Consider the following 12075-nt stretch of genomic DNA (forward strand, 5'->3'; position numbering starts at 1 on the left):
GCGACGACGATGTGAGCCGTGTTCGTCATAGGTCCAGACACAGGGCCGATACAGCGCCATCCCGCGCCATCCCCTGTATCCAGACCCAGACCCTATCCGCACAAGGCAGCCGTCACCGAGCGCTTACCGTCGATGCCGAAGGCGACGAGATGGACGTAGTGTGGGCGGTCAAGGGGTGCCGCCTGAATTCTGCGACTGGCGGTGGGAGCGGTTTTCCTAGATTCTTACTGTCGTCGTGCCGGATAAACGTGCGATCTACGTTAGGCTTGCGATCGAGTTCGCCCGCTTCGACGCCTGAGGGTCAGCCGCCGGGCGCAAGGCCGGTCCTGAGCGAGTAAGCCCAGTCGTCGCGGCCGTTCTCCTCGGCGCGCCGCGCCGCGCGGTCCCAGTCATACGAGACCGCGAGTAGTTCAACGTCGAGCGGCCGAGTCGCCAAATCGACGACCGCAAAACGTGCGTGGGGCGATCCAACTTCCGAGACATAGGCCGGATCGGCGTTCCGGTAGGCCGGCCAGCCGACGCTGCCGGGATTGACGACCATCGATCCTCTCGCGAGCGCGAGCAGACCCGGAACGTGGCTGTGCCCACAGAACACCGCCCGCCGGTTCTGCCCGCCGAGCCGAGCGACGACCTCGTCCTCGCGGGCGGCCACGAGACGCTCCTCGACAATTTCTTCCAGTAGGAACGCCTCGTCGCTTCCAGGTGCGCCGTGAACGAAAAGCGCGTCTTCAAGTCCGACGCGTTCGGGCAAACCGTGAAGCCAGGCCCGCGCCGAAGCGTCCAGCGCGCGCCACGTCGCGCTGTCCGATCGACCGAGCCTGCCGTCCAGTGATCCGCCGACCTGCCGATCGTGATTGCCGCGGACATGCAGCCATGGCGACGCACGCAACGTCGCCACCGTCTCGGCCGGCCACAGCGGCCCCGAGGCGCAATCGCCGAGATTAACGACAAGGTCGACCGACATCGCCTCGATGCGTTCGCCTACCGCCGTAAGCGCCGGCAGATTGCCGTGAATATCTGAGACGACCGCTATTCTCATGTGCCCGCGCTTGTCTTCAGCAGCAACTGCGTGACGTCGAAGAAAGCCGAGATTGTCCGTGACTGGAAGCCGTCCTGCAGGCACACGGTGCGCGCGTAGTCGGAGATCTTCACATCGGCCACAGGCAGGCTCCCAGTGGGCTCGTCGCGGAGATAACCGGCACTCGAAACAATGCCGAACCCGACACGGCTCGCGACCGCTTCGCAAACCGCCCCTCAGCCTACACCAGCGGCGTCGACGAATGGTCCAGGAAGGTGGCGGCCGTTAGCGTCGACACACTCGTGAGCTCGATCTACAGGTCGGCGACGCAGTCGAGGTCCCGGTCGCCTGCGACCAGGATCTCCGCGTTCGCCTTGACCGAGTGGACGTCGCCCGCGGTGCCCGAGATCTGTACTAATGCCGCTTGTGAACGCACGAGTTAACAAGGCCCTGTCAAAACGGGAAACGTGATTTCGACGACGCATCTGTCATAAAAATGACAGTGTTGCACGGTGCTCGTGTGACACATGATTCAATCCATACCTATGTACAAAAGGCAAACATGTGATATTGATCAATAATAATTATGAGATACATCCGACAATAAGTCAGTAATTATCTAAAATAATATTAAATATTATTTGATTAAACTGATGAAATAATTAGATTTACCATCACGTTGCGTGTTTATTCGTTAAGCCGCATAACGTGCTTGCGCCAGATCACGATGGTCTATGTCAGGTGCACGGCCCGAAATGAGATCTGCAAGCAATCGTGCAGAGCCGCAGGCCATCGTCCAGCCGAGCGTGCCGTGACCGGTATTCGTGAATAGGTTCGGAAGGCTCGTCGCACCGACGATCGGCGTGCCATCCGGTGTCATCGGCCGCAGCCCTGTCCAGAACGACGCCTCCGACAGCTTGCCGCCCCTCGGAAACAGGTCACCGACACTGCGTTCAAGTGTGGCCCGGCGCGGTCCGCGCAAGGTTTGGCTGAAGCTTGCGAGTTCCGCCGTGCCGCCGACCCTGATCCGGTCGCCGAGCCGCGTGATCCCCACCTTGAAGGTCTCGTCCATCACCGTCGAGACCGGCGCAGCATCGGGGTCGCTGACGGGGAGCGTCAGCGAGTAGCCCTTCACGGGATAGACCGGCAGGTGGATCCCATGAGGTCGCAACAGGGCGGGCGTGTAGCTTCCCATCGCGGCGACGTAGGCGTCCGCCCGGAAGCGGTCCAGGCCGGCCCGCACGGCGGCGACCCGGCCGCCGTCCACCTCCAGGCCGTCGATGGTCACGCCGTAGCGGAAGACGACGCCGAGCTCTTCGCAGAGCGCGGCGAGTTCCCGGGTGAACAGATGCGCATCGCCGGTCTCGTCCCCCGGCAACCTCAGACCGCCGACGATCTTCTCGCGAACGGCGCCCAGCGCCGGCTCCGCCGCAACACATCCGGTGCGATCGAGGATCGCATACGCCACCCCGTAGGCGTCGAGGACGCGGGTGTCGTCCCCGACATGATCGAGCTGCTTCTGCGTCCGGAAGACCTGCAGCGTGCCGCGCTCCCGGTGATCGTAGGCGATGCCCGTATCGTGGCGCAGGTCGCGCAGCACGTCGCGGCTGTACTCCGCGAGACGGACCATGCGGCCCTTGTTTCGAGCGTAGGCTTCCTCAGTGCAGTTGGCGAGCATGCGCGCGAGCCAGCCGTAGAGGCGCGGTTCAAGCAGGGGCCACAGCACGAGGGGCCGGTGGCGCATGAGCAACCACTTCATCGCCTTGACGGGGATGCCCGGGGCCGCCCAAGGCGCGGCGTAACCGGGCGAGACCTGCCCCGCATTGGCGAAGCTCGTTTCCCGTCCGGGCCCCGCCTGCCTGTCGATGACCGTCACCGCATGGCCAGCCTTCGCGAGGTAAAAGGCGGATGTGACGCCAACGACGCCGCTGCCGAGAACCAGGATACGCATCGTTCGCTCCTCCTCAGCCAAGATAGCGACGGGCGTAGCGACGTCCGAGGCTGGTGAGCACCTCGTAGCCGATGGTGCCCGCCTCCTTCCCCACGCCGTCGACCCCGTTGGCCGGTCCGATCAGGTCGAGGAAGTCGCCATAGGCGACGGCGCCGTCGGGGGCCCGGCTCACGTCCACGACGAGGCTGTCCATCGAGACGCGTCCGACCACCGGCAGCCGCAGGCCATGGAGCCAGGCGGAACCGCGCCCGGACAGGCTGCGCGGAAGGCCGTCGGCGTAGCCCACCGCGAGCGTGGCGAGGCGCATCGGGCCGGGTGCCCGGGCGGCATGCCCGTAGCCGATCCCTGTGCCACCGGGCACGGTGCGCACCTGCACGACCCGACCCTCCATTCGCACGACCGGCCTCATCGGGTTCGCGTCGCCGGGGACGGGCGCCACGCCGTAGAGTGCGGCCCCCGGCCGAACGAGGTCGAGATGATAGCTCGACCCGAGAAAGATCCCCGACGATGCCGCGAGGCTGAACGCCGCCCTCGGAAAGATCGTCCGCAGCGCCGTGATCGCGTCGCGCTGTGCCGTATTGGCCGGATCCTCCGGGGTGTCGGCGCAGGCGAGATGGCTCATGACGAGCCCGACTTTCATGTGATCCGTGCGCGCGATCCGCGTGGACAGGTGTTCGGCCTCGGCGAGGGCGAAGCCGAAGCGCGCCATCCCGGTGTCGAACTGAATCGCGCAAGGCCCGCGAAAGCCGGCGATGCGCGTCTCGCGCGACCACGCGTCGAACGCGTCCCAGCCGTTCAGCACCGGTTCCAGGCGATAGGCGAGGCAGGCCGCTTCGGCGCCCGACGCGGCACCGTTCAGGACGAGGACCCGGCCTGTCGGGAGGTCGCGCCGCAGGGCGATGCCTTCCTCAACCTGCGCGACGAAGAAGGTGTCGCATCCCGCCGCCGCGAGCACGGGCGCGACCCGTCCGGCACCGAGGCCATAGGCGTCGGCCTTGACGACCGCCGCGACCCGTGCGCCGGAGGCGCGCGAGGTCAACGCACGGTAATTGCGCACGATCGCGCCGAGGTCGATCGTCAGGCGGCCGCCGCAGGTCGCCTCGGACCAGGCGCGGTCGGAATTCCCGTCGTCGGTCTCGTCCGCGACGATGCCCAGGCGGCGAGGCGACAGATCAATCGCGTTGTGCATCACGGCACACTTCCGATTGGGGCCGGCGGAGGCGTCAGCGAAGGCAGGCGCGACGTAGCCCCGGCCGGCGCGGCCACGCGCAATCGGCTGTCGAGAAGTTCGCCGCTGTTGCGCAGGATCGGGTAGGCGGCGGCGGCGACCAGATGGTCGTTGATCCGCTTGAGATCGCGCAGCAGATCGAGACCGACGGTCCAGGCCGCATCGTCCCGGGCCGGCTCCTCGCGAAGCCATGCGACATGGGCGACGACATGAGCCTCTTCCATCGCCCGAAAGGCCCGCTTCTCGGCGGCCAGACAACGCGCCGCGCGGTCGTCCTCGGTGACGAGCAGCGATGCCGCATTGCGCAGGTTGACCGACAGCCGATCGAGGAGGCCGGCCAAGTCGAGGGAATCAGCGGATGCCGCGCCGAGCTTGCGCCGTCTGCCGATCTGCGTCGCGACGTTGCGCGCCAGGACGTCGCCGGCATGACCGATCTGAATGGTGAAGCTCATCAGGCCGGCGAGCCGGCGCTCCTCGGCTTCGTTCAGGGTCTCGGCGTCGAGTCGGGCGAGGTAGCGCTGCAACTCGGCGTCGAGAGCCTCGATCTCGCGCTCGGCGGCCCGCATCCGCTCGGCGGCAGGGCCATCGCCCCGCAACAGGCGGATGGCGTCGCCGAGCATGCCCGCGAGGATGTCAGCCATGCGCAGGGCGTGGCGGGAGGCGTCGCCCAGCGCCATCGAGGGCACCTCCGCGGGGTCCGTGACCAGCGGCATGCCGCGCCCGCTGCCGGGCGCCGCCTCCACTTCCGGCAGCAGCCGGCGGAGCAGTTTCGAAAGCGGCCCAAGCAGCGGCAGGGCGACGAGCGCGAGGACCGCGTTGAACGCGAGGTGGAAATTCGCCACGGCGACGTGGGCATCTCCGGTCATGGCGTCGACGAGCGGTGTGATCCGGCCGAGCAGCGGCAGTGCGATCAGGCAGCCGGCGAACCGCACCAGCAGGTTCCCGAGGGCCACGCGACGGCCGGCGGGTTCGCGGCTCGCCATTATCGGATTGAGGGCACTGCCGAGGTTGGCCCCCAGCACCAGGGCAAGAGCCGTCTCGGGCGGAACCAGGCCCTGACCTGCAAGTGCAGCAACCAGCAGGATCACCGCGACGCTGGAATGGGCCACCCAGGCGAACAGCGCGGCGAGCAGCACGGTGATGACCGGATCGGCGGCGACGATGCCGAGGATCGCCCGCATCCCTGGTGTTTCTCCGTAGGGTGCGAGGGTCTCCACCATCCGTATCAGGCCCAGCAGGACCAGCCCGAGGCCGATGGCGATCCGCCCGATCGCCTTGCCTTTCGCGCCTGATGCCCGGCGAAAGGCGACCGCTCCGACGAGGACGAGCACGGGCGCCACCATCGCGACGTCGAACGACAGGGCCTTGACGATGAGCGCCGTCCCAACGTTGGCGCCGAGCATCACCGCCAGGGCCGGCATCAGCTCCACCAGCCCCCCGGCCGCGAAGGTCGTGGCCATCAGCCCCGTCGCGGTGCTGCTCTGCAACAGCATCGTCACGCCGAGGCCGGCGAGCATCGCCTTGATCGGGTGATTCAGGCTGGCGCCGAGCACGCGCTGGAGATCGCCACCGAAGGCGCGCTGCACCCCGGTGCGGATCATGTGGATGCCCCAGAGCAGGAGCGCGACCCAGCCCGCTAGGTCGAGGAGCAGCACCGTTCCGCTCATGCCAGGATCTCGCGACGCCGCCACGCCTGCGCCCGAACGATGACGACGCGATGGACCAGGGCGAGGAGGAGGCGTGCCGCGAGGGCCGTCGCCATGATCACACTCGCCATCGCGGCGGCGGCGGCGGTCGTGCCGGCCTCGTCCATGTGGACGATGGCGATGGCAGCGAGCTTGGTGCTCGGCCCGTACAGGAAGATCACGGCCGAGACCGTCGTCATCGCGTTGACGAACAGGTAGACCGCCAGCTCCAGCACCGTCGGCATGCAGATCGGCAAGCTGACCCGTCGGAACGTCTGCCAGAACGGCACCTTCAGCGAAGCCGACACTGCTTCGAATTCCGGGTCGATCTGCTTCAGGGCCGTGGTCGCCGTCACGTGCGCCACGGTGTAATAATGCGCCAGCGTGTTGATCACGAGCAGTGCCAGGGTTCCGTACAGGACATTCAGCGGGTTCCAAGGCGCGTTGAAGAAGAACACGTAGCCGAGGCCGAGCACGAGGCCGGGCACGGCGAGCGGCAGCATCGCCAGGAGTTGCGCAAAGGCGCGACCGGCGGGAAACAGTTTCAGCTTCTCGATGAGGTAGGCGCCGCAGAACACGACCACCGTGCCGATGGCGGCGACGGATAACGCCATGACCAGCGAGTTCCAGTAGGGCGACCAGCCATCGGCGTCGGCGGCCGCGAAGTCGTAGTGGTCCAGCGTCAAACCGAGGTTGTAGGGCCAGTAGCGGATGAAGGAGGCCCAGACCGCAACGCCGTAGGTGCCCACGATCACCCCGGCCACCAGCACCGCGTAGGCCAGCACGAGCCGATCGCGGATCGGACGGGACTTGGGCTCGTAGGGCACCGAGCGGGCCGAGAGCAGGGACGATTGCCGGCGCTGGATGAGCCGGTCGACGGCGAAAGCCAGCACCGCCGGCACCAGCATCAGGAGGCCGACGACGGCCCCCATCGGGAAATTCTGCTGACCGACGACCTGCCGGTAGGCGTCGGTGGCGAGCACCGCGTACTGCCCGCCGATCACCTTCGGAATGCCGAAGTCGGTGACGACGAGGGTGAAGACCACGAAGGCGGCGCTGACGAGGCCGTAGCGGGCCCCGGGCAGGGTCACGGTGAGGAAGGTACGCAGGCGGCTCGTGCCCATAGCGGAGGCGGCCTCATAGAGGCGCCCGTCCGAGAGGCCGAGCGCGGTGACGAGGATGATCACCGCGTGCGGGAATGCGTAGAGGCACTCCGCGATGGTAATGCCGATCGGCCCGTAGACGCTCCGGCCAAACAGGATCCCGCGCAGGAACCCCTGGTTGCCGAGGATGTAGGTGAGTGCGATCCCCGACAGCAGCGACGGCGCGAACAGCGGCAGCAGGGCGAGCGCAAGCAGCAGGCCCTTGAACCGCATCGCAGTGCGGGTGAGCGCATAAGCGTAGCCAAAAGCTAGCGGTACCACGAGCGCGACGACGCTGCCGGCCACGGCGAGGCTGTTGAGTAGCGCGTCAACCAGGGTCGGCGTCGCGAAGTAGGTGCGGAAGTTGGACAGGCCCGCCATCCCGCCGTCCGGGGCCTCCAGGCTCTTGATGAGCAGGGCGCCGAGCGGCAGGGCGATGACGAGCACCAGAACTAGGCACAGGCCCGTTATAAGCGCGATGCCAACCTTGTTTTCGGAAACACCGTGGCGTGTTGCCGGCACGGCCTTCGACAGGGGAATGACGATGGTCGCGTCGGACATGCCCAGCCTCACGCGCTCGGGGTCGACGGAAAGGCCCGGAGGGCCGCCGGCGGTAGGGAAACGTAGAGGTATTGGCCTTCGCTGAGGGCGAGGTCGCCGTGCAGGTTGGCCGAGAGGTCGGCGACCAGCGTTCCGCCGAGGTCGCGGCTCGGCTCCAGGCGGGCGCGGTAGAACGAGCCTAGGAATTCCAGGCTGCGCACCCGCACCTCGATGGCGTTGACGTCGGTGGCGGCGACGTTACCGACACGGATCTCTTCGGGGCGGAAGCCGAGGCGGACGGGGCTGCCGGGGATGAAGCCGCGCCCGTCCTCGCAGACGAGATCGACGCTGCCGACCCGAAGCTCGCGGGCGCCCCCCACGGTAGCGTCCAGGAAGGTCATCGCGCCGATGAAATCGGCGACGAACGCCGAGGCGGGTTGACGGTAGATGTCTTGGGGCGTGCCGACCTGTTCGACCGCGCCGCGGTTCATCACGACGACCCGATCCGCCATGGCGAGCGCCTCCTCCTGGTCGTGCGTGACCATGATGGTCGTGATGCCGAGGCGCTTCTGCAGTTGCCGGATCTCGTCGCGAAGCCGTGTACGCACCTTGGCGTCCAGCGCCGAGAGCGGTTCGTCGAGGAGGAGCAGGGAGGGGGAGGTGGCCAGTGCCCGGGCAAGTGCCACCCGCTGCTGCTGGCCACCCGAGAGATGGACCGGGTACTTGGCTCCCTGTTCGGGCAGGCCAACGAGGGATAGGAGCTCGGCTACCCGCGCGGCGATCCGCGCTTTCGGCATCCGCTTGTTGACGAGGCCGTAGGCGACGTTGGCTGCGACGGTCAGGTTCGGGAACAACGCATAGGATTGGAACACGATGCCGAAGTCGCGCTCCGAGGGCGGGGCCGACGAGACATCGCGGCAACCGATCTCGATGCGTCCCTCATCCTGCCGGTCGAGCCCGGCGATCATGCGCAGCAAGGTCGTCTTGCCGCAGCCGGAGGGGCCGAGGAAGCAGACGAACTCTCCCCGCGCGATCTCCAAGTCGATCCCGTCGAGGGCGGTGAAAGCACCGTAGCGCTTCGACAATCCCGAAACCCTAAGAAACGGCGTCGCGTCGCGAAGCGTCATGGCAGCACCCTCGATCTCTCGCGTTCTCGTTCGGACGAACCCTACTTCTTGGCGGCTTTGGCCTCGTAGCGGCGCGACCATTCGGCGAGCACCCGCTCGCGGTTGTCGGCCATCCAACCGAGATCGTTCTTGATCATCGCGGACTCGGCATTGGCGGGATAGTTCGCGGGCACGTTGGCGACGCCGGGATAGGCGACGACCGCGTAGCTCTTGGCGTAGAGCTCGTTGGCGGCCTTGGTCGCGCCCCAGTCGGCGACCTTGCGCGCGAGTTCGAGGTGCTTGGTGTTGCCGACGATCGCGTAGGCCTCTTCGTCCCAGCCCGTGCCGTCGGCGGGAACGATGACGGCCAGCGGCGCGCCCTTCGTCTTCTCGGCGGCGCCGCGCATGTCCAACGACAGGCCGGCGGTGCGCTCGCCGCGGGCGGCCTGGACGCAGGGCGCCGAGCCCGAATGGAGGTAGGCGGCGATGTTCTCGTGGAGCTTGTCCATGAAAGCCCAGCCCGCCTCTTCACCCATGCCCTGGAGCCAACCGGCGACCAGCAGGTACCCGGTGCCGGAGGAGGCGGGGTGTGGCATCACCACCTTGCCCTTGAGAGATGGCACCAGAAGGTCGGCCCATCGCACAGGGGTCTTCGCGCCATCCTTCTCGGCTTCTGCGGTGTTGAAACAGATCACGCCAATCGAGGCGTCGGTGCCTGTCCAGCTGTAGGGGCCGATGGAGTCGCGAAAGGCGGGCTTGAGGGCGTCTGCTCCCTTCGGCTCGTAGGTAGCGAGCAGGCCCTGCTTTTCGAACATCAGGAGGCTGGAGGCGGCGAGCCCCATCACCATGTCGGCCCGGGGATTGTCCTTCTCGGCGAGGAACCGAGCGGTGATGACGCCGGTCGAGTCCCGCACCCAGACCACCTCGACATCGGGGACCGCCCGTTCGATGCCGGCCTTGAACGGACCGAGCTGGTCGTTTTCCAAGGCGGTGTAGATCGTGAGCTTGGTACGTTCCGCTGCCGATACTACGGCTGGAGCCGTCAAGGACGACGTCAGAGCGAGGGTCAGAGCGAGGAGGCCGAAGGCTTTCATGGACGATGCTCCTGGGTATTGTCGTTCTGACGTTTCTTGCGCCCGACACATGACAGTAGAAAGACGAAACCTCCGACGATCAAGATCAGGATTTACGCACTCCTTGCTCGTTAGATAGACAATACATGTCAGTATTTGATCTTATCGAGACAGCCGCAGTCCATCCACGGCATTCGACCGCGGATTGGCGTCGGACAATCTCGGGCAGGTGGGAAAAATGCGTCCGACCGAGACAGTTTTTCTCTTCGGTCGCCTTCAGCAGGCCTGCGGCATGCGTCCGTCGGCCAGCAGCCCGTTGATGTCGTTCACGACACCCGGCAGGTCGGCGATCGTGTCGATGAGGAAGTGGGGCCTCGAATCGGCGAACAGGGCGGCGATCCGAGTCCGCTCTAAGGCGAGACGATCGGCGGGAAGCGCGCGGAACGCATCGTAGGTCAGCCCCAGCGCGTTGCCGGAGCAGGTGAGTGCCACCGTCCACATCCCGGCCTTGCGCCCTTCGAGGATGCCCGGGACCGTATCGTCGACCTTCACGCAGGCGGCGACATCGTCGATGCCGAGGGCGATTACGTTGGCAAGCGCCTGGGCCGGGAAGGGACGCCCGTTTGGGACCTCATCCGTGGCGACCACGTGGTCGGCGACGTAACCATTCGTGGCAGCGAGTGCGACCACCCTCTCCATGACGCGGGCGGGGTATCCGGAGCAGGAGCCGATCTTGAGGCCTTTGGCCCGCAGGTCGGAGATGGCGTCCAGAGCACCTGGGATCACGGCTGAATGCTCTGCGATCTTCTCGATCTGCAGCGGCATGAAGCGTTCGTAGATCGCGGTGACGTCGGCGTCGGTCGCCTCGCGTCCGCGGGCAGCGGCGTAGCGCGCGGCGATCTCGGGCTGATTGAGAAGCGTGCGGATGTGATCCCACTTGCCCATGCCCATCGGGCCCCGGGCCTCGGGCAGGCTGACGGCGACCCCGAACTCCGCGAACGCCTCGACGAAGATCTGGGTGGGTGCGAAGGAGCCGAAATCGACGACGGTCCCGGCCCAGTCGAGGATCGCGGCCTGGAGTTTCTTCGGGTGCGCGTAGGACATGACGATACTTTCTCCGTGCGATCAGAGGGTCGTGACGTTCAGTTCGGCGAACACCGCGGCGACGGCCTCGACCGCGCGCTCCATGTCGGCGGATTCGACATGGCCGATGCAGCCGACCCGGAACGTCTCCAACTGCGTGAGCTTGCCGGGGTAGAGGATGAAGCCCTTCTCGCGCACGGCGGCGTAGAAGTCGGCAAAGCGGTATTTCGGGTCGTTCGGCGCGTGGAACGTCACGATGATCGGGGCCTGGATCTCGGGCGACAGGAAGGACTTCAGGCCGAGCCGTTCCATGCCGCGGATCAGCACCTCGCAGTTGCGGGCGTACTTGGCGTGGCGGGCCGGCAGGCCGCCCTCTTCGTCGTATTGCAGCAGCGCCTCGTGGAGCGCGGCGACGACGTGGGTCGGCGGGGTGAAGCGCCACTGCCCGGTGCGCTGCATGTAGAGGTGCTGGTCGCTCAGATTCAGCGCCAGCGAGGCTGAGTTGCCTTCGGCTCTGGCGAGGACGTCCGCCCGCGCGATCACGAAGCCCATGCCGGGCACGCCTTCGAGGCACTTGCCCGAGGCGGCGATCAGCGCCTCGAACGGCACCGCGGCCGCGTCGATCGGGAGTGCGCCGAAGGAACTCATCGCATCGACGATCAGGCCGCGACCGTGGCGCGCGACCACGGCGGCGATTTCGGGCAGCGGGTTGAGGATGCCGGTGCTGGTCTCGCAGTGGATCAGCCCGACATGGCTGATGGCGGGATCGACGGCAAGCAGGCCGTCGACGGCTTCGGGCGTGGTAGGGACGTCGTCGGCCGTCTCGTAGACCGTGTGATCGCGTCCCAGGGCCTCGCAGATCTTCGCGAGGCGTTTGCCGTAGGCGCCGTTGACCAGGACCAGCACTTTGCCGGAACGCGGGACCAGGGTGCCGATCGCGGCCTCGACGGCGAAGGTGCCGCTCCCCTGCAGCGGCACGCAGACATGGCTGCCCGTACCGTTGGCGATCGCGACGAGACGCTCGCAGACGTTCGCTGTGAGAGCATTGAAGCTTCCGTCCCAGGAGCCCCAGTCGGTCATCATCGCCGCGCGCGTGCGCTCGGACGTCGTCAGCGGACCGGGCGTGAGGAGAATGGGAGCGGCGGCTGTCATGGTGATCCTGCCCGATCTGCCGTGGGATGGCCCGAAGCCGCGTGGGCGCTTCGGGGACAGCTCGATCTTGCGTTCGGGCAACCCATCAGATCAAATC

General features: G+C 66.8%; 11 protein-coding genes. All 11 read right to left on the minus strand.

Annotated features, from left to right (window positions below; genetic code table 11):
- Positions 1–301 precede the first annotated feature (301 nt).
- The 11 genes from FV222_RS00795 to FV222_RS00835 all read right to left on the minus strand — a co-directional run bounded on the left by FV222_RS00795 (position 302) and on the right by FV222_RS00835 (position 11978).
- Positions 302–1039: a metallophosphoesterase family protein gene (locus FV222_RS00795; RefSeq protein ID WP_147812638.1), complete on the minus strand. Its 738-nt coding sequence runs from the start codon at positions 1037–1039 to the stop codon at positions 302–304.
- Positions 1036–1161, minus strand: a complete 126-nt coding sequence (locus FV222_RS31765) for a hypothetical protein (RefSeq protein WP_281406851.1) — start codon at positions 1159–1161, stop codon at positions 1036–1038. The genes FV222_RS00795 and FV222_RS31765 overlap by 4 nt, the downstream gene beginning before the upstream one ends.
- A gap of 170 nt (positions 1162–1331) precedes the next feature.
- Positions 1332–1454, minus strand: coding sequence for a hypothetical protein (locus FV222_RS31770; RefSeq protein WP_281406852.1), 123 nt, complete (start codon positions 1452–1454; stop codon positions 1332–1334).
- A gap of 258 nt (positions 1455–1712) precedes the next feature.
- Complete coding sequence (locus FV222_RS00800; protein WP_147812639.1) at positions 1713–2969, minus strand: D-amino acid dehydrogenase; 1257 nt, start codon at positions 2967–2969, stop codon at positions 1713–1715.
- A gap of 13 nt (positions 2970–2982) precedes the next feature.
- Entirely contained in the window at positions 2983–4158 is a 1176-nt protein-coding gene (gene alr / locus FV222_RS00805) for an alanine racemase (RefSeq protein ID WP_147812640.1), read from the minus strand.
- On the minus strand, positions 4158–5864 hold the full coding sequence (locus tag FV222_RS00810) for a Na/Pi cotransporter family protein (protein ID WP_147812641.1): 1707 nt from the start codon (positions 5862–5864) through the stop codon (positions 4158–4160). Before FV222_RS00810 ends, alr begins: the two co-directional genes overlap by 1 nt.
- On the minus strand, positions 5861–7585 hold the full coding sequence (locus FV222_RS00815) for a putative 2-aminoethylphosphonate ABC transporter permease subunit (RefSeq protein ID WP_147812642.1): 1725 nt from the start codon (positions 7583–7585) through the stop codon (positions 5861–5863). Before FV222_RS00815 ends, FV222_RS00810 begins: the two co-directional genes overlap by 4 nt.
- Positions 7586–7593: 8 nt before the next feature.
- Entirely contained in the window at positions 7594–8691 is a 1098-nt protein-coding gene (locus FV222_RS00820) for a putative 2-aminoethylphosphonate ABC transporter ATP-binding protein (protein WP_210248423.1), read from the minus strand.
- Between the two features lie 41 nt (positions 8692–8732).
- Positions 8733–9764 (minus strand): putative 2-aminoethylphosphonate ABC transporter substrate-binding protein, encoded by a 1032-nt coding sequence (locus tag FV222_RS00825; protein ID WP_187277149.1) that lies wholly within the window; start codon positions 9762–9764, stop codon positions 8733–8735.
- A 255-nt stretch (positions 9765–10019) separates the two neighbouring features.
- Positions 10020–10847, minus strand: a complete 828-nt coding sequence (gene phnX / locus FV222_RS00830; protein WP_147812644.1) for a phosphonoacetaldehyde hydrolase — start codon at positions 10845–10847, stop codon at positions 10020–10022.
- A gap of 21 nt (positions 10848–10868) precedes the next feature.
- Positions 10869–11978, minus strand: coding sequence for a 2-aminoethylphosphonate--pyruvate transaminase (locus FV222_RS00835; protein ID WP_147812645.1), 1110 nt, complete (start codon positions 11976–11978; stop codon positions 10869–10871).
- Positions 11979–12075 lie beyond the last annotated feature (97 nt).

The sequence above is a fragment of the Methylobacterium sp. WL103 genome, from assembly GCF_008039885.1.
Classification (GTDB): Bacteria; Pseudomonadota; Alphaproteobacteria; order Rhizobiales; family Beijerinckiaceae; genus Methylobacterium; species Methylobacterium cerastii.